The sequence below is a fragment of the Burkholderia sp. SR8 genome, assembly GCF_052851275.1.
Genome location: NZ_JAULUC010000035.1, coordinates 1 through 26530 on the forward strand (window position 1 = coordinate 1; position 26530 = coordinate 26530).

At 65.7% G+C, this 26530-nt stretch carries 25 protein-coding genes; 4 read left to right on the forward strand and 21 right to left on the reverse strand.

What is annotated here, in order from left to right:
• The 4 genes from Q3A80_RS29175 to Q3A80_RS29190 form a co-directional block, all read right to left on the reverse strand.
• Positions 1 to 406 (reverse strand): electron transfer flavoprotein subunit beta/FixA family protein (locus Q3A80_RS29175; protein ID WP_446332271.1); only part of this gene is annotated, 406 nt, incomplete at its 3' end.
• A 231-nt stretch (positions 407 to 637) separates the two neighbouring features.
• Complete coding sequence (locus Q3A80_RS29180) at positions 638 to 1432, reverse strand: MetQ/NlpA family ABC transporter substrate-binding protein (protein ID WP_446332272.1); 795 nt, start codon at positions 1430 to 1432, stop codon at positions 638 to 640.
• Positions 1433 to 1460: 28 nt separating this feature from the next.
• Positions 1461 to 2114, reverse strand: a complete 654-nt coding sequence (locus Q3A80_RS29185) for a methionine ABC transporter permease (RefSeq protein WP_040144905.1) — start codon at positions 2112 to 2114, stop codon at positions 1461 to 1463.
• The gene (locus Q3A80_RS29190) at positions 2104 to 3138 is read right to left on the reverse strand and encodes a methionine ABC transporter ATP-binding protein (RefSeq protein ID WP_446332273.1); all 1035 of its coding nucleotides are present in this window, start codon (positions 3136 to 3138) and stop codon (positions 2104 to 2106) included. The genes Q3A80_RS29185 and Q3A80_RS29190 overlap by 11 nt, the downstream gene beginning before the upstream one ends.
• Positions 3139 to 3354: 216 nt before the next feature.
• Between Q3A80_RS29190 and Q3A80_RS29195 the strand changes: the two genes are divergently transcribed.
• Positions 3355 to 4281, forward strand: a complete 927-nt coding sequence (locus Q3A80_RS29195) for an alpha/beta hydrolase (protein WP_446332274.1) — start codon at positions 3355 to 3357, stop codon at positions 4279 to 4281.
• Between the two features lie 22 nt (positions 4282 to 4303).
• On the opposite strand, the gene Q3A80_RS29200 is transcribed toward Q3A80_RS29195, so the two are convergent.
• Positions 4304 to 5227 carry a histone deacetylase family protein gene (locus Q3A80_RS29200; RefSeq protein ID WP_446332275.1) on the reverse strand — a complete coding sequence of 308 codons (924 nt, stop codon included), beginning with the start codon at positions 5225 to 5227 and terminating at the stop codon, positions 4304 to 4306.
• 43 nt (positions 5228 to 5270) lie between these two features.
• Here Q3A80_RS29200 and mltB point away from each other — a divergent pair, with 43 nt between their 5' ends.
• Positions 5271 to 6620: a lytic murein transglycosylase B gene (mltB, locus tag Q3A80_RS29205; protein ID WP_446332276.1), complete on the forward strand. Its 1350-nt coding sequence runs from the start codon at positions 5271 to 5273 to the stop codon at positions 6618 to 6620.
• Between the two features lie 90 nt (positions 6621 to 6710).
• Here mltB and cysM read toward each other — a convergent pair whose 3' ends face one another.
• The 16 genes from cysM to gyrA all read right to left on the reverse strand — a co-directional run bounded on the left by cysM (position 6711) and on the right by gyrA (position 24462).
• Positions 6711 to 7613 (reverse strand): cysteine synthase CysM, encoded by a 903-nt coding sequence (gene cysM / locus Q3A80_RS29210; RefSeq protein ID WP_446332277.1) that lies wholly within the window; start codon positions 7611 to 7613, stop codon positions 6711 to 6713.
• Between the two features lie 219 nt (positions 7614 to 7832).
• Entirely contained in the window at positions 7833 to 8189 is a 357-nt protein-coding gene (locus Q3A80_RS29215; RefSeq protein ID WP_446332278.1) for a ComEA family DNA-binding protein, read from the reverse strand.
• A gap of 74 nt (positions 8190 to 8263) precedes the next feature.
• Positions 8264 to 9256, reverse strand: coding sequence for an ADP-glyceromanno-heptose 6-epimerase (gene rfaD / locus Q3A80_RS29220; RefSeq protein WP_446332279.1), 993 nt, complete (start codon positions 9254 to 9256; stop codon positions 8264 to 8266).
• A 53-nt stretch (positions 9257 to 9309) separates the two neighbouring features.
• Entirely contained in the window at positions 9310 to 10260 is a 951-nt protein-coding gene (gene rfaE1 / locus Q3A80_RS29225) for a D-glycero-beta-D-manno-heptose-7-phosphate kinase (RefSeq protein ID WP_446332280.1), read from the reverse strand.
• Positions 10261 to 10267: 7 nt separating this feature from the next.
• Positions 10268 to 11668 (reverse strand): UDP-glucose dehydrogenase family protein, encoded by a 1401-nt coding sequence (locus Q3A80_RS29230; protein ID WP_446332281.1) that lies wholly within the window; start codon positions 11666 to 11668, stop codon positions 10268 to 10270.
• A 90-nt stretch (positions 11669 to 11758) separates the two neighbouring features.
• A complete protein-coding gene (gene lapB, locus Q3A80_RS29235; RefSeq protein ID WP_446332282.1) occupies positions 11759 to 12931 on the reverse strand; it encodes a lipopolysaccharide assembly protein LapB in 1173 nt (390 codons plus the stop codon).
• A 53-nt stretch (positions 12932 to 12984) separates the two neighbouring features.
• Positions 12985 to 13278, reverse strand: a complete 294-nt coding sequence (locus Q3A80_RS29240) for a lipopolysaccharide assembly protein LapA domain-containing protein (RefSeq protein WP_446332283.1) — start codon at positions 13276 to 13278, stop codon at positions 12985 to 12987.
• A gap of 208 nt (positions 13279 to 13486) precedes the next feature.
• Complete coding sequence (locus tag Q3A80_RS29245; protein WP_006750752.1) at positions 13487 to 13810, reverse strand: integration host factor subunit beta; 324 nt, start codon at positions 13808 to 13810, stop codon at positions 13487 to 13489.
• A 22-nt stretch (positions 13811 to 13832) separates the two neighbouring features.
• Positions 13833 to 15545: a 30S ribosomal protein S1 gene (gene rpsA / locus Q3A80_RS29250; protein ID WP_151063696.1), complete on the reverse strand. Its 1713-nt coding sequence runs from the start codon at positions 15543 to 15545 to the stop codon at positions 13833 to 13835.
• A gap of 140 nt (positions 15546 to 15685) precedes the next feature.
• Positions 15686 to 16372: a (d)CMP kinase gene (gene cmk / locus Q3A80_RS29255; RefSeq protein ID WP_040143695.1), complete on the reverse strand. Its 687-nt coding sequence runs from the start codon at positions 16370 to 16372 to the stop codon at positions 15686 to 15688.
• 14 nt (positions 16373 to 16386) lie between these two features.
• Positions 16387 to 17691, reverse strand: coding sequence for a 3-phosphoshikimate 1-carboxyvinyltransferase (aroA, locus tag Q3A80_RS29260; RefSeq protein WP_446332284.1), 1305 nt, complete (start codon positions 17689 to 17691; stop codon positions 16387 to 16389).
• 13 nt (positions 17692 to 17704) lie between these two features.
• Complete coding sequence (locus Q3A80_RS29265; protein ID WP_446332285.1) at positions 17705 to 18631, reverse strand: prephenate dehydrogenase/arogenate dehydrogenase family protein; 927 nt, start codon at positions 18629 to 18631, stop codon at positions 17705 to 17707.
• 187 nt (positions 18632 to 18818) lie between these two features.
• A complete protein-coding gene (gene pheA / locus Q3A80_RS29270) occupies positions 18819 to 19901 on the reverse strand; it encodes a prephenate dehydratase (protein WP_446332286.1) in 1083 nt (360 codons plus the stop codon).
• Between the two features lie 33 nt (positions 19902 to 19934).
• Complete coding sequence (serC, locus tag Q3A80_RS29275) at positions 19935 to 21017, reverse strand: 3-phosphoserine/phosphohydroxythreonine transaminase (protein WP_446332287.1); 1083 nt, start codon at positions 21015 to 21017, stop codon at positions 19935 to 19937.
• Positions 21018 to 21179: 162 nt separating this feature from the next.
• Positions 21180 to 21776, reverse strand: a complete 597-nt coding sequence (locus Q3A80_RS29280; protein ID WP_446332311.1) for a DUF2059 domain-containing protein — start codon at positions 21774 to 21776, stop codon at positions 21180 to 21182.
• An 82-nt stretch (positions 21777 to 21858) separates the two neighbouring features.
• Positions 21859 to 24462, reverse strand: a complete 2604-nt coding sequence (gyrA, locus tag Q3A80_RS29285; RefSeq protein WP_151063690.1) for a DNA gyrase subunit A — start codon at positions 24460 to 24462, stop codon at positions 21859 to 21861.
• A 537-nt stretch (positions 24463 to 24999) separates the two neighbouring features.
• Between gyrA and ompA the strand changes: the two genes are divergently transcribed.
• Positions 25000 to 25668 carry an outer membrane protein OmpA gene (ompA, locus tag Q3A80_RS29290; protein ID WP_446332288.1) on the forward strand — a complete coding sequence of 223 codons (669 nt, stop codon included), beginning with the start codon at positions 25000 to 25002 and terminating at the stop codon, positions 25666 to 25668.
• A gap of 151 nt (positions 25669 to 25819) precedes the next feature.
• Positions 25820 to 26518, forward strand: a complete 699-nt coding sequence (ubiG, locus tag Q3A80_RS29295; protein WP_446332289.1) for a bifunctional 2-polyprenyl-6-hydroxyphenol methylase/3-demethylubiquinol 3-O-methyltransferase UbiG — start codon at positions 25820 to 25822, stop codon at positions 26516 to 26518.
• Positions 26519 to 26530 lie beyond the last annotated feature (12 nt).

Below are 26530 nucleotides of genomic sequence, written 5' to 3' on the forward strand. Positions count from 1 at the left end.
CTGCGAGCGCAGCCAGCATCTGGCCCGTCTGGTTCGAATCGTCGTCGATCGCCTGCTTGCCGAGGATCACCAGTTGCGGCTGTTCCTTGTCGACCAGCGCCTTCAGGATCTTCGCGACGGCCAGCGGCTCGACGCTGTCGTTCGATTCGACGAGGATCGCGCGATCCGCGCCGATCGCCAGCGCCGTGCGCAGCGTTTCCTGCGCTTGCGTGACGCCGACCGACACCGCGATCACTTCGGTCGCGATGCCCGCTTCCTTCAGCCGCACCGCTTCTTCCACCGCGATTTCGTCGAACGGGTTCATCGACATCTTCACGTTCGCGATGTCGACGCCCGTGTTGTCCGACTTCACGCGGACCTTCACGTTGTAATCGACCACTCTTTTCACTGGCACCAGGATTTTCATGCACACGCTCCAAAGTTACGAATACGACCAGAGGCCATTCTATAGCGAGGCCTCATGACTGCGCGGCCAAGCGGACCCATCCTTCATGGCTATCGAGGATAGCGCTCCTCGATGGCGCGCCGACAATAGCGAACGGTCGTTCTATTTTAAAAGAGAAAAAACCCGGACGCAAAGCCCGGGTTTTCGATCATCGACTCTAATCGTCGCCGGGCGCGCCCTGTGTCGCGTTGCTTACCAGGCGGCGATGACCGCGCCGCCGAACTTCTGTTCGATGAACTGCTTTACTTCCGCGGAATGGTAGGCCGCGACCAGTTTCGCGACCCACGGCTTGCCGCGGTCCGCGTCGCGAATCGCGAGAATGTTCGCGTACGGGCCGTTCGCGCCCTCGATCGCGATCGCGTCCTGCTTCGGTTTCAACCCCGCTTCCATTGCGTAGTTGGTATTGATCGCCGCCGCGTCGACGTCGCCGAGCGAACGCGGAATCTGCGCGGCATCGAGCTCGACGATCTTCAGCTTGCGCGGATTGTCGACGATGTCGAGCGGCGTCGCCTTCAGGCCCGCGTCCGCACGCAGCTTCAGCAGCCCCTGCTTCTGCAGCAACAGCAGCGCACGGCCGCCGTTGGTCGGATCGTTCGGCACCGCGACGCGCGCGCCCGGCTTCAGTTCGCCCAGCGACTTCACCCGCTTCGAATAGATGCCCATCGGGAACGTGACGGTGTCGGCCACCTTGATCAGCTTGTAGCCGCGATCCTTCACCTGCGCCTGCAGATACGGATCGTGCTGGTAGCTGTTCGCGTCGAGATCGCCCGACGCGAGCGCCGCGTTCGGCTGCACGTAGTCGGAGAATTCGACGACGCGAATGTCGAGGCCGCTCTTCGCCGCGACCTTCTTCACCACGTCCATGATCTGCGCGTGCGGGCCGCCCGTCACGCCCACCTTGATGGTTTCGGCCTGCGCGTGCGCGGTCGCGAACAGCGCGGCCGCGCCCAGTGCGGCCGCGAACTTCAGCATGAAGCGTCGTTGCATCGTCTCCCCCAACGGATGAATGTCGTTTTTACTTGTGGCTCAGCCGGCGCACGAGCCAGTCGCCGAACGATTGCACGATCTGCACGAACACGATCAGGATCGCGACGACCGTCCACATCACTTCCGGCAGATAGCGCTGGTAGCCGTAGCGGATCCCGAGATCGCCGAGCCCGCCGCCGCCGATCGCACCGGCCATCGCGGAATAGCCGACCAGCGACACGAACGTGATCGTCAGACCGGCGACGATGCCCGGCAGCGATTCGGGCAGCAGCACCTTGAACACGATCTGCGACGTCGTCGCGCCCATCGACTGCGCGGCTTCGATCAGCCCGCGGTCGACCTCGCGCAGCGCCGTCTCGACCAGCCGCGCGATGAACGGCGCGGCCGCGAGCGTGAGCGGCACGACCGCCGCGGCCGTGCCGATCGATGAACCGGTGACGAGCCGCGTGAACGGAATGACCGCGACCAGCAGGATGATGAACGGCGTCGAGCGCACCGCGTTCACGATGCCGCCGAGCACGCGGTTCACGCCGAGGTTCTGCAGCACGCCCTGCCGGTCGGTCAGGTACAGCAGCACGCCGAGCGGCAGCCCGACGAGCGCGCCGACCGCCCCCGAGATGCCGACCATGATCAGCGTCTCCCAGAACGACTGCACGAACATATCGAACATCTCACTCAACATACGAAAGCTCCTCTACCACCACGCCTTGCTCGCGCAGGAACGCGAGCGCCTGCCCGACCTTGCCCGGCTCTCCGCCCGCGAGCACTGCGAGCGACCCGAACGCCTGCCCCTGGATCTCGTCGATCTGGCCGTGCAGGATGTTGAAATCGAGTTCGTACCGGCGGATCGTCTCCGACAGGATCGGCTGATCGACGCCGGAACCGGTAAATGCGAGCCGCAGCAGATGCCCGCTGCCCGTCTTCAGCCGCTCGGCCACGCGCGCCTTCAGCGCCGGCGGCAGCTCCTGAGCGATCACGTCGCCGATCAGCGCGCGCGTCACTTCGTGATGCGGCTGCAGGAACACGTCGATCACGCGCCCTTCCTCGACCACGCGGCCCGCGTCGAGCACCGCCACGCGATCGCATACCTGCTTGATCACTTCCATCTGGTGCGTGATCAGCACGATCGTCAGCCCGAGTTCGCGGTTGATGCGCTTCAGCAGGTCGAGGATCGAGCGCGTCGTCTCGGGATCAAGCGCCGACGTCGCTTCGTCCGACAGCAGCACTTTCGGCTTGCTCGCGAGCGCGCGCGCGATGCCGACGCGCTGCTTCTGGCCGCCGCTGATCTGCGCCGGATAGCGATCCTTCTGCGCGGACAACCCGACGAGATCGAGCAGCGGCAGCACGGCCGCCTCGATGTCGGCACGGCTTGCGCCGGCGAGTTCGAGCGGCAGCGCGACGTTCTCGAACACCGTGCGCGACGACAGCAGGTTGAAGTGCTGGAAGATCATGCCGATCTCGCGGCGTGCTTCGCGCAGCGCACCGGCCGGCAGCAGCGTGAGATCGCGCCCGCCGACGACGACGTTGCCTTCGGTCGGCCGCGTGAGCAGGTTGATGGTGCGCACGAGCGTGCTCTTGCCGGCGCCGCTTCGGCCGATGATGCCGAACACTTCGCCTTGGGGAATCGTCAGGTTGACGTTGTGCAATGCGTCGACCCAGCCGGTCGGCCCGGGGAAACGCTGCGACAGATTGCGTAATTCGATCATGTAAACAAAACGGCGGCCGGCTGGCGAGCAGGCCCGCCAATCGGCCGCCGATGCATCTGGAATAGCCGGCGATTTTACCGCAAACGCCTCATTCCCCTTAATAATCGATTTCGATCTTTTCATAACCGGACGAAATTAGAGGGCCCCCGCTGGCCCGCGCCGGAATGCGGCGACTATGATCGCGATCACCATGCCAATGAACAGGGGACACGCCAGATGACCGCCATGACCGCGCCGGCCGCCGCGCCCGCCGCCACCACGGGCCCGAAGACGCCGCTGGCGCCGCCCGCACCGCGAATGGGCCGGCTGCGCACCGCAGACGGTCGCGAACTCGCGTCGTACCGCTGGCCGGCCGGCGACGGCACGGCGCCGCCGCGCGCGACGATCGCGCTCGTGCACGGTCTCGCCGAGCATGCGGGCCGGTACGCGGCGCTCGCGGCCGGACTGAACGCGGCCGGCATCGACCTGCTCGCGGTCGATCTGCGCGGGCACGGACAGTCGCCCGGCAAGCGTGCGTGGGTCGACCGGTTCGACGATTACCTGAACGATGCGGATGCGCTCGTCGCCGAAGCCGCGCGCGACAATACGCCGCTCTTCCTGATGGGGCACAGCATGGGCGGCGCCGTCGCGGCGCTGTATGCGATCGAACGCGTGCCGGCCCGCGGTCACGCGCTGGCCGGTCTCGTGCTGTCGAGCCCCGCGCTTGCGCCGGGGCGCGACGTGCCGCGCTGGATGGTCGCGATGAGCCGCTTCATCAGCCGCGTGTGGCCGAACTTCCCCGCGATCAGGATCGATGCGGCGCTGCTGTCGCGCGATCCGGCCGTCGTCGCGGCCAATCGCGCCGATCCGCTCGTGCACCACGGCGCGGTGCCGGCGCGCACCGGTGCGGAAATCCTCGACGCGATGGCGCGCATCGAGCACGGGCGCGGTGCGCTGCGCGTGCCGGTGCTCGTCTATCACGGCACCGACGACAAGCTCACCGAGCCCGACGGCAGCCGCGCGTTCGGCGCGCGCGTCGGCTCGCCCGATCGCACGCTGACGCTATACGAAGGCGGGTTCCACGAAACGATGAACGATCTCGAGCGCGATCGCGTGATCGATGCGCTGATCGCGTGGATTCACGCGCGCGCGCCGGCGCGCTGAGCCCGCACCGCGCCGCTGCGGGTCAGATGCCGGCCAGCACGCGCAGGTGCGCGACGACGCTGCGTCCGAGCGCGGACAGGTTGTAGCCGCCCTCGAGACAGCTCACGATGCGGCCCTGCGCATGCCGGCGCGCGACATCGACGATCTGCGCGGTCAGCCATTCGAAATCGGCCTCGACGAGACCGAGGTTGCCGATGTCGTCCTCGCGATGCGCATCGAAGCCGGCCGACACGAACAGCATCTGCGGCTTGAACGCGTCGAGACGCGGCAGCCAGAACATGTCGACCGCTTCGCGGATCGCCATCCCGTTGCTGCGCGCGGGCATCGGCAGGTTGACCATGTTCGGGGCCTGATGGTCGACGCCGGAGAACGGGTACAGCGGATGCTGGAAGAAGCTGCACATCAGCACGCGCTCGTCGTTCGCGAACGCCGCTTCGGTGCCGTTGCCGTGGTGCACGTCGAAGTCGACGATCGCGACGCGCTCGATGCCATGGACGTCGAGCGCATGGCGTGCAGCAATTGCAACGTTGTTGAAGAAACAGAAGCCCATCGCCCGCGCCGGCTCCGCGTGATGGCCGGGCGGCCGGACGCTGCAGAACGCATTCGCGTAGCGCCCTTCGATCACCGCGTCGGTCGCCGCGATCGCGGCGCCGGCCGCGCGCAGCGCCGCGCGCCACGTGTCGCGATTCATCAGCGTGTCGGGATCGATCTCGACGTAGCCGTCGACGGGCGTCATGCCGCGGATGTAGTCGATGTGGGCCTGCGTATGCACGCGGCCGAGCGCCACCTCGCTCGCGAACGGCGCGGTTTCGTGCACGATCAGGTCGTCGATGCGGCTCGCGATCAGCTGATCCTGGATCGCCGACAGTCGGGCCGGGCATTCCGGATGCCATTCCCCCATCTCGTGCAGCATGCAGTCGGGGTGCGTATAGAAGGCGGTTGCCATAAGCTGTCATCCGCGACGCAGCGTGCGCCGCAGGTCTCCATCAATGATGTCCATCGTCTGCCGCGAATTCGCCGCTAACTTACCACAACGGTGCGCTGCCACGCCCCGGCACGCAGGATGCGTCGGGTATACTGCGCCGAACCCCATCGCCCTGTCCGCCCGCTTCGACATGAATTCCAGCAAGCCTGCCGCCCTTCTCTCCATGCTGTTCCGCGTTCGCGTTCCGCTCGTTGCCGCTGCCGTCGCCGCGATGCTGGCCGCCGCACCCGCGGCCGCGCAGACGCAGCCCGCGAAGTCCTCGCGCACGCTCGTCGCGCAGGCGCAACCGCAGCAGCCGGCACCGCAAGGCCAGACCTTCGAAGAGGAAATCGTTCCGCAGCGTTACGCGAACAACGCGAAGGTCGATGCATTCATCGACGAGATGGTGAGCCGCAACGGCTTCGATGCCGCGAGCCTGCATGCGCTGTTCTCGCGCATCAGCTATTCGGCCACCGCCGTGAAGCTCGTGAAGCCCGCGCCGACACCGTCGGTGAAGAACTGGCGCGTGTATCGCTCACGTTTCATCGAGCCGATCCGCATCAACGCGGGCGTGAAATTCTGGAAGGCGAACCAGGCGACGCTGCAGCGCGCATCCGCGGAATTCGGCGTGCCGCCCGAGGTCATCGTCGGCATCATCGGCGTCGAAACGATCTATGGCCGCTACATGGGCAACTTCCGCGTGCTCGATGCGCTGACGACGCTCACGTTCGACTATCCGGACACGCCGAATCGCGACAGCCGCCAGGCGACCTTCCGCAAGAACCTCGAGGATTTCCTGGTCTGGACGCGCGACAACCAGCTCGACCCGACCACCGTGCTCGGCTCGTACACGGGCGCGATCGGCATTCCGCAGTTCCTGCCGAGCAGCATCCGCGAGTATGCGGTCGACTACGACGGAGCCGGCCACGTCGATCTGCGCAGCAGTCCTGCCGATGCGATCGGCAGCGTCGCGAACTACCTGAAGCAGCACGGCTGGGAAACCGATCGGCCGGTGGTGTGGCGCATCACGCCCGACACGGGCAGTCTCGGCATCGCGCAAGCCGCGGCCGACGGTCAGCCGGAGCCGCACTGGGCGCTGTCGCAATTGCTGCGCGCCGGCATGACGCTCAACGAGCCGATGGTCAACATCACGACCGAAGCGAGCACGCCGGTCACCGTGGTCGACCTGCCGTCGCCGGGGCGCGCGACCGAGTACATGCTCGGCCTGAAAAACTTCTACGTGCTCACGCGCTACAACCGCAGCTTCTTCTATGCGCTTGCGGTGTACCAGCTCGGCGAAGCGGTGAAGGCCGAAATGGAAGCGAACGGCGCCCTGCCGCTGCCCGCAGCCGACACGGAAGCGCCGGCGCAGTAAGCCCGGTCCCGCGCAAAGAAAAAGCGCCGCTCATTGCGGCGCTTTTTTATCGCGCGGCCCGGCCGATGCCGACCGACCGCGGGCTGGCGTTTACGCAGGGAACACGCCGGTCGACAGGTAGCGGTCGCCGCGATCGCAGACGATGAACACGATCGTCGCGTTCTCGACCTGGCGCGCGATGCGCATCGCGACTTCGCATGCGCCGCCCGACGAGATGCCGGCGAAAATGCCTTCGACGGCCGCGAGCCGGCGCGCCATCGTTTCCGCCGCGGCCTGGCTCACGTTCTCGACGCGATCTACGCGGCTGCGATCGAAGATCGTCGGCATATAGGCTTCCGGCCACTTGCGAATGCCCGGAATGCGCGAGCCGTCTTCCGGTTGCGCACCGACGATCTCGATCGCCTGGTTCTGCTCCTTCAGATAGCGCGACGTGCCCATGATCGTGCCCGTCGTGCCCATCGCCGACACGAAATGCGTGATGCGTCCTTCGGTGTCGCGCCAGATCTCCGGGCCCGTCGTCTCGTAGTGCGCGACCGGATTGTCGGGGTTCCCGAACTGATCGAGGATCACGCCCTTGCCTTCGCGCTGCATCTGCTCCGCGAGGTCGCGCGCGAGCTCCATCCCGCCCTTCACCGGCGTCAGGATGATTTCGGCGCCGTAAGCGGCCATGCTCTGGCGGCGCTCGACCGACAGATCCTCCGGCATGATCAGCACCATCTTGTAGCCGCGGATCGCCGCGGCCATCGCGAGTGCGATACCCGTGTTGCCGCTCGTCGCCTCGATCAGCGTATCGCCCGGCTTGATGCGGCCGCGCGCCTCGGCCTTGCTGATCATCGACAGCGCGGGGCGATCCTTCACGGAACCGGCCGGGTTGTTGCCCTCGAGCTTGGCAAGCACCACGTTGTTGCGTGCGCGGATCTCGTCGTCCGGCAGGCGGACCAGTTGCACGAGCGGCGTGTTGCCGATCGTGTCTTCGATAGTTTTGTAAGCCATGGGGATACCGTGAGTGCGAGGGCGATCAATCGATTGATTGTAAACCAGCGCAGGCGCGCACGCCGGCAACCCCCATTGCGACGATGGAATACCGGTGCCGCGCGATTTGCGATCGTTCGCACGCAACGTGCACGCAAAAAACCCGCGGCATGCCGCGGGAAGCCATCGCAACGACGGCGACTGAAGGAGCCTTTCGTGGTGCCCGTGGTCGGGCGTGCGTTACTTCTGCGCGGTGCGGGCAGGCGCCGCTGCGGATTTCGCCGTCGCGGGCTTGCCGGCGGCAGGCGCCGCCGCACCGGTACCGGTACCGGTACCGGTCGCGCCGATCGTCAGGCCCTCCTGCTGGAGGCGCTCGACCGTGTGGCCGCCCATGCCTTTCACGCGCGACGCGAGATCTTGCGCACTCCTGAACGGGCCGCGCGCACCGCGCTCGTCGAGAATCGCCTTGGCCCGCGCGGGGCCGATGCCCTTGATGCCGACGAGCGCATCCTCGTTCGCGGTGTTGACGTCGACGGCCGCCCAGGCCGAGGCGATCGCGCCGAACATCGCGGCGGCCGCAAACCATTTCCTGATCATGTGCTGGATCTCCGATAAAAACCGGCCGGCGGCTGCCGACCGTGAGACCCAGTCTAGCGACGCAGCGACTGTGTTTAAACCTGGCCGGACAGCCAACGCACGTAGCGGTCGACGCCTTCCTGCACGGTCAGGAACGGCGCATCGTAGCCGGCCGCGCGCAGTTTGGTCTGGTCGGCCTGCGTGAAGCACTGGTACTTGCCGCGCAGCGCATCGGGGAACGGCACGTATTCGATCAACCCTTGCTCGACCTGTTGCGCGAGCGTCAGCGGCGGCAGGTTGTCGAGCGCACGCAGCGTGTTCACGACCGTCGATGCAATGTCGTTGAACGGCTGCGCACGGCCGGTGCCGAGATTGAAGATGCCCGACTTCTCCGGATGATCGAAGAAGAACAGGTTCACCTTCGCGACGTCCTCGACCGACACGAAATCGCGCGTCTGCTCGCCCGGCGCATAACCGTTGTACTCGCCGAACAGCTTGACCTTGCCTTCCGCGCGGAACTGGTTGAAGTTGTGGAACGCGACCGATGCCATGCGGCCCTTGTGCGTCTCGCGCGGGCCATACACGTTGAAGTAGCGGAACCCGGCGATCTGGCTCTTCGCGCTGGGCAGCACGCGGCGGATCACCTGGTCGAACAGGAACTTCGAATAGCCGTAGACGTTCAGCGGCGCCTCGACCTCGCGCTCTTCGACGAAGCGCGTCGAGCCGCCGTAGATCGCGGCCGACGATGCATACAGGAACTGCGCGCCCTGCGCGAGGCATGCGTCGAGCACCGCGCGGCTGTAGCGGAAGTTGTTGTCCATCATGTAGCGGCCGTCGGTTTCCATCGTGTCCGAACAGGCGCCCTCGTGGAACACCGCACGTACGTTGCCGAAGTCGCCGCGCGCGAAGCGCTCGACGAATTCGGTCTTGTCGAGATAGTCGTCGATCTCGCAATCGACCAGGTTGCGGAACTTGTCCGCGCGCGTCAGATTGTCGACCGCGATGATGCGCGACTCGCCGCGCTCGTTGAGCGCCTTGACGATGTTCGCGCCGATAAAACCGGCTGCGCCGGTGACGATAAGGGTCATGGTCGTCCTGCCTGAAATAGGGAGGCATTCGTGCGGCGCGCCGCACGATGCGCTCAGTGAAACAGTTCGTCGTAGTCGACGGTCGCCGTGCCGAGCTTGCCCACCACGATGCCCGCCGCACGGTTCGCCAGCACGACGGCGTCGACGAGCGGCACACCGGCGCCGAGCATCGTCGCGACCGTCGCGATCACGGTATCGCCCGCGCCCGACACGTCGTACACCTCGCGCGCCAGTGCGGGCGCGTGCAGCTCGCCGTTCGCGGAGAAGAGCGTCATCCCCTCTTCCGAACGCGTGAGCAGCAGCGCGTCGAGATCGAGGTCCGCGCGCAGCTTCGCGACGCGCGCGCGCAGATCGTCTTCCGAATGCCAGTGACCGATGACTTCGCGCAGCTCCGCGCGATTCGGCGTGATCAGCGATGCGCCGCGATAGCGCTCCCAGTCGCCGCCCTTCGGATCGACGAGCACGGCCTTGCCGGCCGCGCGCGCCTTCTCGATCATCGTCGTCACGTGCGTGAGGCCGCCTTTCGCGTAATCCGACATCAGCACGACGTCGTGCTCCGGCAGCAGCACGTCGAAACGCGCGAGCCCGGCGAGCAGCACCTCGTGCGTCGGCATCGCCTCGAAGTCGACGCGCAGCAGCTGCTGCTGGCGCGCGAGCACGCGCAGCTTGATCGTGGTCGGCAGCGCCGCATCGCGCTCGAGATGAGGCGTCACGCCGCTGCTGCCGAGCAGCTCGACGATCCGCTCGCCGGGTTCGTCGCAGCCGACCACGCACAGCAGGCCGGCCTGGCCGCCGAGCGTCACCGCGTTGCGCGCGACGTTGGCTGCGCCGCCGAGCCGCTCTTCCTGACGCTGCACGTGGACGACGGGCACCGGCGCTTCCGGTGAAATGCGATCGACGTTACCGAACCAGTAACGGTCGAGCATCACGTCGCCAACGACGAGCACGCGCGAGCGCGCGAGCTGCGCTCGCGGTACCGGCACCACTTCGCGAAGGGTAGTCATCGTGCGCTCATCCACGGGAAAGGGACTGGGGATCGACATGCGGACGGCCGATCGCGTGGTAGTCGATGCCGAGCTCGGCCATCGCGTCCGGCTCGTACAGGTTGCGTCCGTCGAAGATCACCGGCGCCTTCAGCTCCGCCTTCAGGCGCGTGAAATCCGGGCTGCGGAATTCCTTCCACTCGGTGACGATCACGAGCGCGTCCGCAGCCGTCACGGCCGCGTCCTGCGAATCGACGAACTGCAGGCGCGCGAGCGCGTCGGAGCCGTCGCCGAGATCGAGCGCGAACACGCGGCGCGCCTCGTCGATCGCGACCGGGTCGTACGCGCGCACGGTCGCGCCACGCTCGAGCAGCGCGCCGATCAGCCGGCGGCTGGGCGCCTCGCGCATGTCGTCCGTATTCGGCTTGAACGCGAGGCCCCAGACCGCGAATTCGCGGCCCGTCAGGTCCGCGCCGAAACGCTGCTCGATCTTGCCGATCAGCACGTCCTTCTGCGCGGAGTTGGCCGCTTCGACGGCCTCCAGGATGCGCAGCGGCTGGCCGTTCTCGCCGGCCGTGCGGATCAGCGCCTGCACGTCCTTCGGGAAGCACGAGCCGCCGTACCCGACGCCCGCGTACAGGAAGTGATAGCCGATGCGCGGATCGGAGCCGATCCCGCGGCGCACGGCTTCGATGTCGGCGCCGACCTTGTCCGCCAGATTCGACATTTCGTTCATGAACGAGATACGCGTCGCGAGCATCGCGTTCGCCGCGTATTTCGCGAATTCCGCCGAGCGCACGTCCATGTAGATCGTGCGTTCGTGGTTGCGGTTGAACGGCGCGTACAGCTTCTTCATCTTCTCGCGCGCGATCGTGCCCGTCTCGTCGTCGTCGACGCCGATGATGATGCGGTCCGGACGCATGAAGTCCTCGACGGCCGCGCCCTCCTTCAGGAATTCGGGATTCGAAACGACCGAGAAGCGGTGCGCGACGCTGCCGGCGAGCCCGCGCGCGCCGAGCGCCTCGTCGACCACGCCGCGCACGCGCTGCGCGGTGCCGACCGGCACCGTCGACTTGTCGACGATCACCTTGAATCCGGTCATGTGACGGCCGATGTTGCGCGCGGCCTCGAGCACGTATTGCAGGTCGGCCGAGCCGTCCTCGTCGGGCGGCGTGCCGACCGCGATGAACTGGATCTCGCCGTGCGCGACGCTGGCCTCGATGTCGGTCGAGAAACGCAGGCGCCCGGCTGCGCGATTGCGCGCGACGATGTCCAGCAGCCCCGGTTCGTGAATCGGCATCCCGCCGTTGTTCAGGATGTCGATCTTGCGCGGATCGACGTCGAGACAGAAGACGTCGTGGCCGATCTCGGCGAGACAGGAGCCCGTGACGAGACCGACGTAGCCGGTGCCGATGATGGTGATTTTCATAGATGTTCCGGTACTTCCCGGTAATTGACTAACTTGGCCGCCGGGCCGGGCCCGGCGGCGACCGCCGCGTGTCGCTGCCGCGTGCCGGGATCAGCCCGGCATCGCAGGTTCGACGCGACGCGGTGCATAGGTTTCCCAGCCGCTGCAGCCGGGGCACTGCCAGTAGAAGAGCCGTGCCCGGAAACCGCAATTCTGGCACGTATACCGTGGCAGATTCTTGGTGCGCTGCTTGATCAGCGCGCGCATCATTTCAAGTTCCTTACGGCGCGGTTCGTCGGCGGCCGCGATCTGTGCATCGAGCAGATGCAGCATGCCCGACAGGTTCGGCGACTTCTCCATCTGCGTGCGCGCGAGCGTATGTGCGGCGTCCTGGCCGCGCAGCCCGGCGATGTGTTGATACGCGATGTCGAGCAGGTCGTTCGACGGATAGCGATCGACGTACCCCATCAGCAGCTCGGCGCCGTCGACCGGCTTGCCGAGCGCGACATGCGCCTTCATCAGCTTGTCGGCGACGAGCGGCAGATAGGCAGGATTCTGCGCTTCGACGCGCTTCCAGTGTTCGATCGCGGCCGCGTGATCGCCTGCGGCCTCCGCGGCGTCGCCGGACAGGATCGTCGCGCGAACATTCTGCGGGTTCGCGGCGAGCGCAAGCTTCAGTTGCTCGGCCGCGGCAGCGGCATTCTTGCGCTGCAGCGCGTCCTGCGCGAGTTCGCAGTGGAACTGTGCAATTTCGGTACCGAGCGGCTTGTCGCTCATCGACTCGATGCGCTTCGCGGTATCGATCGACTTGTTCCAGTCCTTCTCGATTTCGTAGATCGTCAGCAGCGCGCGCTGCGCGCCCAGCGCATAGTCGCCGTCGGCGAGCCGATGGAACGCCTCCTCGGCACGATCGAGCAGGCCGGCCTTCAGGAAGTCCTGGCCGAGTTCGTACAGCGCGTGATCGCGCTCGTTGACCGGCAGGTCCGTGCGGCTCAGCAGGTTCTGGTGCACGCGGATCGCGCGGTCCGTTTCGCCGCGGCGGCGAAACAGGTTGCCGAGCGCGAAATGCAGCTCGACCGTCTCCGGATCGAGCTTCGCGACCTCGATGAACGCGTCGATCGCCTTGTCCGGTTGTTCGTTCAACAGAAAATTGAGGCCGCGGAAATACGATCGCGGCAGGTTGGCGCTCTCCGACAGGAGGTTCTTCAGGTCATAACGTGACGCCGCCCAGCCGAGCGCGAATGCCACCGGAATCGCGAGCAACCACCAGAAATCCAGATCCATGCGAAATATCGAAGCAGAGACGAAAACCGCGCGAAGATCGCGCGGCGTCCGTGTTAAATGACGGGCGGCATCGGCGGCTGATCGACGATGGCGGGCGTTTCGCGGGCCGCGCGCAGATCGCGCTTCAGGCGTCCGTTCTCGAGACGCAGCCGGAAGATCGCCGGCAGCGCGGACAACAGGCCGGCCAGCAGCCCGACGACGAAGAACGCGAGACCGATCAGGATCAGCGGCGCCTGCCATGCATAGCCGGCAACGAAATTCAGCGTCGCGGTTTGCGTATTGGCCAGCGCGAGCACCAGCAACAGCACGAACACCAATACCCGGATCAGCCAGACGATAAACTTCATGTAGCCCTCTCTTTGTTGAGGTTTGCCGTGGCGCGCGACTCCCCTTCGCTGCGCCGAATCGACCCGTATTGTAAAGGAAGCGTTCCGGGTCACCGCACATCCTGGGCGCGCGCGTGGCCGTACGGCCGCCTGAAATGAAAAAAGCGCCCGCAAGGGGCGCTTTTTCTTCAGCCTTCGCCGGATGGATTCCGGGCACACCGAACGACGCTCAACGCTCGTCGTCCGGATCATCAGCTTTCAGCGGCTCGCCGGCGCGGCCGTCGACGCGTTCACGCAATTCCTTGCCGGGCTTGAAGTGCGGCACGAACTTCTCGGGCACCTGCACTTTCTCCCCCGACTTCGGGTTGCGTCCGACGCGCGCCGGGCGACGGTTGAGGCCGAAGCTGCCGAAACCGCGAATTTCGATGCGATGCCCTTTCGACAGAGCGTCGGACATCGCATCAAGCATCGTTTTCACCGCGAAATCCGCATCCTTGAGGACAAGTTGCGGAAATCGCAGTGCCAGCTGTGCGACCAACTCGGATTTGGTCATACTTCAGCAGACCTCGTGAGGCTTACTGGTTCTGGCCGTCGAGCTTCGCCTTCAGCAGCGCGCCGAGGTTGGTCGTACCGGTCGCAGCAGCGCTGGTGTCGGACTGCAGGCCGCGGATCGCTTCCTGTTGTTCAGCCGAATCCTTCGCCTTGATCGACAGGTTGATGCCGCGCGACTTGCGATCGATGTTGATCACCATCGCGTTGACCTTGTCGCCTTCCTTCAGCACGTTGCGTGCGTCTTCGACGCGATCCTGCGAGATTTCCGATGCACGCAGGTAGCCTTCGACGTCGCCCGTCAGCGTAATGACAGCGCCCTTCGCATCGACCGACTTCACCACGCCGTCGACGATCGAACCCTTGTCGTTCATTGCAACGTAGTTGCTGAACGGGTCGCCTTCGAGCTGCTTGATGCCGAGCGAAATGCGCTCCTTCTCGACGTCGATGCCGAGCACGATCGCTTCGACTTCGTCGCCCTTCTTGTACTTGCGAACGGCTTCTTCGCCGGCTTCGCTCCACGACAGGTCCGACAGGTGGACCAGGCCGTCGATGCCGCCCGGCAGACCGATGAACACGCCGAAGTCGGTGATCGACTTGATTGCGCCCGTGATCTTGTCGCCCTTCTTGAAGTTGCGGCTGAAGTCATCCCACGGGTTCGGCTTGCACTGCTTCATGCCGAGGCTGATACGACGGCGGTCTTCGTCGATCTCGAGAACCATGACTTCGACTTCGTCGCCCAGCTGGACAACCTTCGACGGCGCAACGTTCTTGTTGGTCCAATCCATTTCCGACACGTGGACGAGGCCTTCGATGCCCGATTCCACTTCGACGAATGCGCCGTAGTCGGTGATGTTCGTGACCTTGCCGAACAGGCGCGTGCCCGACGGGTAACGGCGCGAGATGCCTTCCCACGGATCGTCGCCCAGTTGCTTGATGCCCAGCGAGACGCGGTTCTTCTCCTGGTCGAACTTGAGGATCTTCGCGGTGACTTCCTGGCCAACCGACAGGACTTCGCTCGGGTGACGCACACGACGCCATGCGATGTCGGTGATGTGCAGCAGGCCGTCGATGCCGCCGAGGTCGACGAACGCGCCGTAGTCGGTGATGTTCTTGACCACGCCGTTGACGATCGCGCCTTCCTTCAGCGTCTCGAGCAGCTTCGCGCGCTCTTCGCCTTGCGTTGCCTCGATCACGGCACGACGCGACAGCACGACGTTGTTACGCTTGCGATCGAGCTTGATCACGCGGAACTCGAGCGTCTTGCCTTCGTACGGGGTCGTGTCCTTGACCGGACGCGTGTCGACCAGCGAACCGGGCAGGAACGCGCGAATGCCGTTGACCATCACGGTCATGCCGCCCTTCACCTTGCCGGTGATCGTGCCGGTGACGAGTTCGTTGTTGTCGAGGGCCTTTTCCAGCGACAGCCACGATGCAAGGCGCTTCGCCTTGTCGCGCGACAGGATCGTGTCGCCGTAGCCGTTTTCGAGTGCGTCGATCGCGACGGACACGAAATCGCCCGCCTGCACCTCAACCTCGCCCTGATCGTTCAGGAATTCCTCGATCGGAATGTAAGCCTCGGACTTCAGGCCTGCATTGACGACCACGAAGTTGTGGTCGACGCGCACGACTTCGGCGGAGATCACTTCGCCGGCGCGCATGTCTTGGCGGGTCAGCGACTCTTCGAACAGAGCCGCAAAGGATTCGGTATTCGGGGTGGAGGTTTGCAGGTCGGACATAAAAATCTGATTGTGCATGGTTCGCTGTGCCACGCCGGCCGGAATGGCAGGCTGAAAGGGCCAGATCGAAGCCACACGGGGTTAAGGGTTCGAAACACGCTCCGCACACACGCGCGGAGCACCTACTGCCGCCCGCCTTGTCAGGCTGGCTGGCCGAGCGCGCGGTACCACTGCAGCACCTGGTCGACGGCTTCATCGACCGAAAGCGCCGACGTATCGAGCAGCTTGGCATCTGCCGCGGGCTTCAGCGGCGCGGCCGCGCGATTGCTGTCGCGCGCGTCACGTTCACGGAGATCCCGGAGCAAGTCATCTATATTAGCAGAAAAACCTTTTTGCATCAATTGCTTATGCCGCCTGGCCGCGCGCGCCTCGGCGCTGGCCGTCAGGAACACCTTCAGCACGGCATCCGGGAAGATCACGGTACCCATGTCGCGCCCGTCGGCGACGAGGCCCGGCGTCTTGCGGAACGCGCGCTGGCGCGCGACCAGCGCGGCACGCACCGGCCCGTGCACGGCGATCGCCGACGCGCGATTGCCGACCGCTTCCGCGCGGATGTCGTTCGACACGTCGACGCCGTCGAGTTGCGCGCAGCCCTCGCGGAACGTGATGTGAAGATCGTCGATCAGCTTCACGAGCGCATCGATGTCCTCCGCCGCGATGCCGTAGCGCACGCTCGCGAGCGCCGCGAGCCGGTACAGCGCACCGCTGTCGAGCAAGTGGAAGCCGAGATGCGCGGCGACGAGGGCCGCGACGGTGCCCTTGCCGGAGGCGGTCGGGCCGTCGATCGTGATGACGGGAGTCGGGTGAAAGGGTCGGGTCGATTTCATCGGGTACGGTCGGGTCAGGCTTTGGCGAGCGCGGCGAAGCGGTCGAAATAGTCGGGGAACGTCTTGCCGACGCACTTCGGATCGTTGATCCGCACAGGCACGCCGCCCAGGCTGACCAGCGAGAAGCACATCGCCATCCGGTGATCGTCGTACGTGTCGATCGCCGCGTTCGGCGTGAGCCGTTGCGGCGGCGTGACGACCAGATAGTCGGGGCCTTCCTCGACGATCGCGCCGACCTTGCGCAGTTCCGTCGCCATCGCGGCGATGCGGTCGGTTTCCTTCACGCGCCAGCTCGCGATGTTGCGCAACGTGCTCGTGCCGCTCGCGAACAGCGCCGCGACCGCGATCGTCATCGCCGCATCGGGAATCAGGTTGAAGTCCATGTCGATCGGCTCGAGCTTGCCGTGGTCGTGGCCGATGCCGCGCACCTCGATCCAGTCGTCGCCCATCGACACGTTCGCGCCCATCTGCATCAGCGCGTTCGCGAAGCCGACGTCGCCCTGGATGCTCGCGCGCCCCACGCCCTCGACGCGCAGCGGGCCGCCGCCGAGCGCGCCGGCCGCGAGGAAGTACGATGCCGACGACGCATCGCCCTCGACCATGATCCGGCCCGGCGACTTGTAGCGAACGCCGGCCGGCACGACGAAGCGCTGCCAGCCGTCGCGCTCGACGGTCACGCCGAAGCGCGCCATCAGCCGGATCGTGATGTCGATGTACGGCTTCGAGATCAGTTCGCCGTCGACTTCGACGACGATCTTCCCGTCCTTCGCCTTCACGAGCGGCAGCGTCATCAGCAGTGCGGTGAGGAACTGGCTCGACACGTCGCCGCGCACGCGGATCGGCGCGTCGACCGCGATCGACGCAGGCTTGATCCGCAGCGGCGGGAAACCGTCGTTCTGCTCGTAGTCGATCTGCGCGCCGATCTGCCGCAGGCCGTCGACGAGGTCGCCGATCGGCCGCTCGTGCATGCGCGGCACGCCGTGCACGCGATAGTCGCCGCCGTTCACGGCCAGCGCCGCCGTCAGCGGCCGCACCGCGGTGCCCGCGTTGCCGAGGAACAGATCGGCCGTCTTTGCGGTGAACGCGCCGCGCGTGCCGGTGACGACGCAGGTGTCGCCGTCGCGTGCGAGCTTCACGCCGAGCTTGCCGAGCGCATCGAGCATCACCCGCGTGTCGTCGGAATCGAGCAGGTTCGTGATCGTGGTGTCGCCTTCGGCGAGCGCCGCGAGCAGCAGCACGCGGTTGGAGATGCTCTTCGAGCCGGGCAGGCGCACGGTGCCCGATGCACTGGAATACGGGCCGAGATCGAGATAGTCCATGGGAATCGTCCTGTTATTTCTTGACCGGTTCGGCAGCGGGCTGCGCGCCGCGCTCCTGCCATGCCTTGCGTGCCGCGCGCGAACGCGTGAACACGGCTTCGAGCGCCGCGCCGTCGCCGGCGTCGATCGCCGCGCGCAGCCGTTCGAGCACGCGCGTGTAGCCGTCGAGTTCGTCGAGCAGTGCTGCGCGATTCGCGACGCACACGTCGCGCCACATTTCCGGGCTCGATGCCGCGATCCGCGTGAAGTCGCGGAAGCCGCCCGCCGCATACGAGAATTTCAGTTCGGCATCGGCCTCGCCGAGGATCTGCTCGACGAGCGCGAACGACAGCACGTGCGGCAGATGGCTGATCGACGCGAACACGCGATCGTGCTGCGACGTGCTCATCGTGCGCACGTCGGCGCCGGTCGCCCGCCACATCGCGTCGATCCGCGCGACCGTTTCGGGCGCGTTCTCCGGCAGCGGGCACAGCACGACATTACGGCCGACGTACAGGTCCGGCAGCGCGGCTTCGACGCCGCTCGACTCGCGTCCGGCGATCGGGTGCCCGGGCACGAACTGCGCGATCCGCGCACCGAGCGCGTCGCGCGCGGCCGCGACGACGTCGGACTTGGTGCTGCCCGCGTCGGTGACGATCGTCGCGGCGTCGAGCCACGGCGCGATGCGCGCGAGCAGCGGGCCCGTCTGCGCGACGGGCGCGGCCAGCAGCACGAGATCGGCACCGGCCAGCGCGTCGCGCAGCTGCGCATCGTCGTCGAGCGACGCCGCGCGATCGATCACGCCGAGCGCGAGCGCGCGCTCGACCGACGCGCGCGAACGGCCGACACCGACGACTTCGCCGGCGCCGCCCGACGCACGCTCGCGCAGCGCGCGCGCCAGCGATCCGCCGATCAGGCCGACGCCGAAGATGACCAGTTTGTTGAATGCAAAGCCTGACACGACATGAGCCAAGTGACGCGCGCGGGACGATGCCCCGCGCACGGAAGTCCAGATTCCGGGCCACGGGTGCGCACCCGGCGCGACTCGCGCCGGATACCGCCCGAACCCGCCTTCGGCAGTGCCGCCCGGCCTGCCCTGCCCGCTTGGCCGCGCCGCCTGCGCGCGGCAGGCGACGGGCCGCCGCGCATCAGCGCGCGCGCGGATACGATCCGAGTATCTTCAGGAACGCGGCCTTCTGGCCGAGCTCCGCGAGCGCGGCGGCCACGGCCGGCTCGTCCCGGTGCCCTTCGATGTCGATGTAGAAGTAATACTCCCACGTGCCGACCCGCGCCGGACGCGACTCGAAGCGCGTCATCGACACGCCGTGCCGCGCGAGCGGTTCGAGCAGCTTGAACACGGCGCCCGGCTCGTTCTTCACCGATACGATCAGCGACGTCTGGTCGTGACCGCTCTGCCCGGCCGGATCCTTGCCGACGATCACGAAACGCGTGCGATTGTGCGGATCGTCCTGGATCAGCGAGAAAGCAATCTGCAGCCCGTAGTGGGCGGCCGCGCGATCGCCGGCGATCGCCGCCACGGTCGGATCCGCCGCCGCGACGCGCGCGGCCTCGGCATTGCTTGCCACCGCCTGCCGCTCGAGCTGCGGCGCGTTCGCGGCGAGCCACTGCTGGCATTGCGCGAGCGCCTGCGCATGCGCGCACACGCGCGTCACGCCGTCGAGCGTGCCGCTCTGCGTGAGCAGGTTGTGATGGATCGGCAGCGCGAGTTCGCCGCTGATCAGCAGCTGCGTCTGCAGCAGCAGGTCGAGCGTGCGCGACACCGCGCCTTCGGTCGAATTCTCGACCGGCGCGATACCGAACGCGGACGCGCCGGCCTCGACCGAGCGGAACACCTCGTCGATCGACGGGCACGGCAGCCCTTCGATCGACTGGCCGAAATACTCGAACATCGCCTGTTCGCTGTACGTGCCGACCGGCCCGAGGAACGCGACGTGGATCGTCTGCTCGAGCGCACGGCTCGCGGCCATGATCTCACGCCAGATCGCGCTGATGTGCTCGCCCGCAAGCGGCCCCGCGCTCATGTCCTGCAGCCGCGCGATCACCTGCAGCTCGCGCTCCGGCCGGAACACCGGCGCATTGAAATGCTTCTTGACCTCGCCCACCTCGAGCGCCACCGCGGCGCGCTGGTTGAGGAGCGCGATCAGCTGCGCGTCGATCGCATCGATGCGGTCGCGCAGCGGTTTCAGGCGGGAATTCAGTTCGTCGTCCATGCGTTTTGCCGTGCTGTTTGAACAGCGCCGCCGTCAGGCGCCGCGCTGCTCGAAGTCCTTCATGTACTCGACGAGCGCTTGCACGCCCTCGAGCGGCACCGCGTTGTAGATCGACGCCCGCATGCCGCCGACGGACTTGTGGCCCTTCAGCTGCAGCAGCCCGCGCGCCTTTGCGCCGGCAAGGAAGTCTTCATTGCGCGTTTCGTCTGCCAGGAAAAACGGCACGTTCATGCGCGAACGCACCGCCGGCTCGACCTTGTTCAGATAGAAGCTGCTCGCATCGATCGTGTCGTAGAGCAGCTTCGCCTTCTCGATATTGCGTGCCTCGATCGCGCCGAGACCGCCCTGCCGCTTCAGCCACTGGAACACGAGGCCCGCGATGTAGATCGCATAGGTGGGCGGCGTGTTGTACAGCGAGTTGTTCTCCGCAACGGTTTTCCATTCGAATGCGGACGGGCAGATCGACAGCGCGCGATCGAGCAGGTCCTCGCGCACGATCACGACCGTCACGCCGGCCATCCCGATGTTCTTCTGCGCGCCGCCGAACAGCACGCCGTACTTCGCGACGTCCATCGGACGCGACAGGATGTGCGACGACACGTCCGCGACGAGCGGCACGTCGCCGAGGTCGGGAATCTCGAACGTCTCGACACCGTCGATCGTCTCGTTGGTGCACAGATGGACGTAGGCCGGATCGTCCGACAGCTGCCATTCGTCGCGGGCGGGTGCGCGCGTGAAACCGTCGGCCGTCTTGCCCGACGCGGCCAGATGCGGCGTGCCGTACTTCTTCGCTTCGTTGAACGACTTCTGCGACCACGAGCCCGTCACGACGAAGTCGGCCGTCTTGCGCGCACCGAGCAGGTTCATCGGCACGATCGCGTTCTCGGCGATGCCGCCGCCCTGCAGGAACAGGATCCGGTGGCTGGCCGGCACGCCGAGCAGCTCGCGCAGGTCGGCCAGCGCCACCTCGTGGATCGACATGAATTCCTTGCCGCGATGGCTCATCTCCATCACGCTCATGCCGCTGCCGTGCCAGTCGAGCATTTCGTCGGCGGCCTGCCGCAGCACTTCCTCGGGGAGCGCCGCAGGACCGGCGGAGAAATTAAAGACGCGCATCGTGAAAAACCTCGGGAGGGACGCGACCGGCTTGCCGCCGGCAGAAAGAACCGCGCCAGAAAAGGAATGGCCGCTTGCGCTCGCGCGCAAACGGCCATTATCGCACTGTCATCAGGCTCCCGCCAAACCCGGCCGAACGGCCGGGCGGCGTGCCCGGACGGCTTACTTGCCCGGCTTGACTGCCGCGACTTCCTTGTCAGCCTGCGCGCGGGTTGCCTGGATCGCTTGCGGCATGTACTTCTGCATCAGGCCGTTGACCACGTCGCGGCCGACCTGATCCTGCACCTGGATGAACTTGCGGCCCGTCGGGCTCTTGTAGAACGTCGTCAGATCCTTGATCTCCGACGTGCTGTAGTACTTCGCGTATGCGTCGTACTGAGCCGACATCGCGTCGTTCTGGAACTGCTGCGTGCCGAACACCTTGCCCGCGCCGTCGACCAGCTTCGGCACCGCGTTCTTCTGCAGCGTCGGCACGGCAGCCTGCTTCTGCTTGTCGTTCAGCGACTTGTTTTCCGACAGCGCGTCCGACAGGATCGCCGGCACGAGCTGCTTAGCCTGCATTTCGGCGCTGTTGCCGATTGCCGACACGAGCTTCGGCGCGTCGATCGCGTCGAGCAGATCCTTGATCGCTGCCTTCTTGTCGGCGTCGATCGGCGCAGCTGCTGCGGTTGCCGGTGCGGAATTCGACAGCGCTTGCGCCATCGCGAACGTCGGCACCAGTGCAGCCAGCAGAACCAGTTGCTTGAATTGCTTTTGCATCATCACTCCCTCTTGGAAATATGAATGGTTGCTCGCCGACCGCGGTGCGTTACGCCCGCGGCGGCTCGAGTCTCATCCGTTCTCAGGCTTCGCCGTCCGACGCCTCGTCGGCCTCGCCATCGCCCTCTTCGGCTTCCGCGATCTGCTGCAGGCCGGAGAGCTTGGTACCCTCATCGAGACTGATGAGTGTAACACCTTGCGTAGCCCGGCCCATCTCGCGAATCTCCGACACGCGGGTACGAATCAGCACGCCCGCGGTCGTGATCAGCATGATCTGATCCTCGGCGTCGACGAGCGTCGCGGCCACCACCTTGCCGTTGCGCTCGGACGTCTGGATCGCGATCATCCCCTTCGTGCCGCGGCCGTGACGCGTGTACTCGGTGATCGGCGTGCGCTTGCCGTAGCCGTTCTCGGTCGCGGTGAGCACGGTCTGCTCCTCGCTGCCTGCGACCAGCAGCGCGATGACCTGCTGCCCGTCCTCGAGCTGCATGCCGCGCACGCCGCGCGCTTCGCGGCCCATCGGGCGCACGTCGTTCTCGTCGAAGCGCACGGCCTTGCCGGCGTCGGAGAACAGCATCACGTCGTGCGCGCCGTCGGTGATCGATGCGCCGATCAGGTAGTCGCCGTCGTCGAGGCCGACCGCGATGATGCCCTTCTTCATCGGACGGCTGAATGCCTCGAGCGGCGTCTTCTTCACGGTGCCGAGCGACGTCGCCATGAACACGAACTTGTCGGCCGAGAATTCCTTGACCGGCAGCACGACGTTGATCTTCTCGCCGTCCTGCAGCGGGAACATGTTCACGATCGGACGGCCGCGCGAGTTGCGCGAGCCTTGCGGCACTTCATAGACCTTGACCCAGTACACGCGGCCGCGGTTCGAGAAGCACAGGATGTAATCGTGCGTGTTCGCGATGAACAGCGTCTCGATCCAGTCGTCTTCCTTCATCTGCGTCGCCTGCTTGCCGCGGCCGCCGCGCTTCTGCGCGCGATACTCGGACAGCGGCTGCGACTTCACGTAGCCCGCATGCGACATCGTGACGACCATGTCCTGCGGCGTGATCAGGTCTTCGGTGTTCAGCTCGGTCGCGTTCAGCTCGATCTTCGAGCGGCGCGCGTCGCCGAACTCGGCCTTCACCGTCGTCAGCTCTTCGCCGATCATCGTCGTGATCCGCTCGGGGCGCGCGAGGATGTCGAGCAGGTCGGCGATCTGCGCCATCACTTCGCGGTACTCGCCGATGATCTTGTCCTGCTCGAGACCGGTCAGGCGCTGCAGACGCATCTGCAGGATTTCCTGCGCCTGCGTGTCGGACAGCTTGTACAGCCCGTCGCCCTGCATCCCGAAGGCCGGGTTCAGGCCTTCCGGACGGTACGCGGAGCGGCCGCCCGCGGCGGCATTGTCGGTTTCCGCGCGCGTCAGCATCTCGCGCACGAGCGACGAATCCCACGGCTTCGCCATCAGTTCCTGCTTCGCGATCGGCGGCGTCGGCGCGGCCTTGATGATCGCGATGAACTCGTCGATGTTCGCGAGCGCGACCGCGAGACCTTCGAGCACGTGGCCGCGTTCGCGGGCCTTGCGCAGTTCGTAGATCGTGCGGCGCGTCAGCACTTCGCGCCGGTGCGACAGGAAGCACTGCAGGATTTCCTTCAGGTTCAGCAGCTTCGGCTGGCCGTCGACGAGCGCGACCATGTTCATGCCGAACGTGTCCTGCAGCTGCGTCGCCTTGTACAGGTTGTTCAGCACCACTTCGGGCACTTCGCCGCGCTTCAGCTCGATCACGACGCGCATGCCGCTCTTGTCGGACTCGTCGCGAATGTCGGAGATGCCTTCGAGCTTCTTCTCGTTGACGAGCTCGGCGATGCGCTCGAGCAGCGAGCGCTTGTTCACCTGGTACGGCAGCTCGTCGACGATGATCGCCATCCGCTGGCCGCGGTCGATCTCCTCGAAGTGCGTGGCCGCGCGCATCACGACGCGGCCGCGCCCGGTGCGGTAGCCGTCGCGCACGCCGGCGACGCCGTAGATGATGCCGGCCGTCGGGAAGTCCGGCGCCGGGATGATCTCGATCAGCTCGTCAATCGTCGCTTCCGGGTTGCTCAGCAGGTGCTGGCACGCGTCGACGACTTCGTTCAGGTTGTGCGGCGGAATGTTGGTCGCCATGCCGACCGCGATGCCCGACGAGCCGTTGATCAGCAGGTTCGGGATGCGCGACGGCAGGACCGACGGCTGCGTTTCGTTGCCGTCGTAGTTCGGCTCGAAGTCGACCGTTTCCTTGTCGATGTCGGCGAGCAGCTCGTGACCGATCTTCGCCATGCGAATTTCGGTGTAACGCATCGCCGCGGCATTGTCGCCGTCGATCGAGCCGAAGTTGCCCTGCCCGTCGATCAGCATGTAGCGCAGCGAGAAGTCCTGCGCCATCCGCACGATCGTGTCGTACACCGCGGTATCGCCGTGAGGGTGGTACTTACCGATCACGTCACCGACGATACGCGCCGATTTCTTGTACGCGCGGTTCCAGTCGTTGTTCAGTTCGTGCATCGCGAACAGTACGCGCCGGTGCACGGGCTTCAGGCCATCGCGGACATCCGGAAGGGCACGTCCGACGATCACGCTCATCGCGTAATCGAGATACGAACGGCGCATTTCCTCCTCTAGGGAGGTGGGCAGGGTCTCTTTGGCGAATTGATCCATGTATCCGTATCGTTTCGGAGCGAAGACGGCGAACGCCTTTCGCGTGGGCGCTGCATGCGCAACGCAACGTGAGATTCTAACATGCGCCCATCGGCCGCCAATTCGCCACCCCCACTATATGTAAACAGCAAAAATCGGCGCTGCCTTGTCGCCTGCGCGAATCGACCGTGATCGCGCCCTTTCAGGCGGCAGCGGGGTCCGCGCGAATGCGTTTCGCACGCACGGGTAAACATTGGCGGCCTTTGCCGCAATTTCGGAGACCCGCTCTTGACAATCTCTAAAAGTTACGGCAGGCCGGTGTTGCGCATGCACCACAAAGTTGAAGCGATCTTGGGGTGGGGAGGATTTTTTTTCGTAGGAAGGGAACGATATGGCAAAATGCCAACGCACTGAAAGTTAGACGCTGCTCGAAGTCTACACAGAGCGGTGCCGCGTTTTTTGTGCCGCACCAATGTTATACTTCGAGCAATGTATGACTTGTCACCGTCAACAGGCTCGCAGTAAACCTGCGGTAATCTCAATTTCGAGAGGAGAAATATGAATAAACTTTCAAAGCTCGCGTTCATTGCAGCTACCGCAGTTATGGCTGCATCCGCTTCGGCACAGTCGGTGCCGGCGTCGCGTCAAGCCGTCAACGACAACTGGGTGAACGGCACGGGCGAATGGGTGTGGATGAACGGCACGAACGAGCTCTGCTGGCGTGACGCGTTCTGGACGCCGGCCACCGCCAACGCGAAGTGCGATGGCGCACTGGTCGCCCAGGCACCGCAGCCGCCGGTCGCTCCGGTTGCTCCGGCCATCACCAGCCAGAAGATCACGTACCAGGCCGACGCACTGTTCGACTTCGACAAGGCAACGCTCAAGCCGCTGGGCAAGCAAAAGCTGGACGAACTGGCTTCGAAGATCGAAGGCATGAACACGGAAGTGGTCGTCGCAACGGGCTACACGGACCGCATCGGTTCGGACAAGTACAACGACCGTCTGTCGCTGCGCCGTGCGCAAGCAGTCAAGTCGTACCTGGTCAGCAAGGGTGTCCCGGCCAACAAGATCTACACGGAAGGCAAGGGCAAGCGCAACCCGGTCACGACCGGCTGCAACCAGAAGAACCGCAAGCAACTGATCGCCTGCCTCGCACCGGATCGCCGCGTGGAAGTGGAAGTGGTCGGTACGCAGCAAGTGCAGAAGACGACCGTTCCGGCGCAGTAAGCCGCGGTTTTCGACTGCTTCAAAGCCCCGCTCCGGCGGGGCTTTTTCTTTGACGCCCGTCCAGGCGCTCGCTGGCCTCGTCGTCCGCCCGCTTATATACTCGGGGCTGACGCACCGATGCACCGCCCTCCTTCCGTAGCCCGTTTGCGACATGACCAACGCCGATCCGCACGAACTCCAGAAATTCAGCGACCTCGCCCATCGGTGGTGGGATCCGAATGCCGAATTCAAGCCGCTGCACGACCTGAACCCGGTCCGGCTCGGCTGGATCGATTCGCATGCGCACCTCGCCGGCAAGCGCGCGCTCGACGTCGGCTGCGGCGGCGGCATCCTGTCCGAATCGATGGCCGGCCTCGGCGCGCAGGTGAAAGGCATCGACCTGTCGACCGAAGCGCTCGGCGTGGCCGACCTGCACAGCCTCGAAAGCGGCATCACGGTCGACTACGAGGCGATCGCGGCCGAAGCGATTGCCGAACGCGAGCCGGGCACCTACGACGTCGTCACGTGCATGGAGATGCTCGAGCACGTGCCGTCGCCGGCCGGCGTCGTCGCCGCGTGCGCGACGCTCGTGAAGCCGGGCGGCTGGGTGTTCTTCTCGACGCTGAACCGCAACCTGAAGTCCTACCTGTTCGCGGTGATCGGCGCCGAATACATCGCGCAGATGCTGCCGAAGGGCACCCACGACTACGCGCGCTTCATCCGCCCGTCGGAACTGGCGAGCTTCGTGCGCGGGACCGACCTGCACATCGTCGAGATCAAGGGCATCACCTATCATCCGATCGGCAAGCGCTTCGCTCTGTCGAACGACACCGACATCAACTATCTCGTCGCGTGCCGCCGCGGCGCGTGACCTTCCGACCGG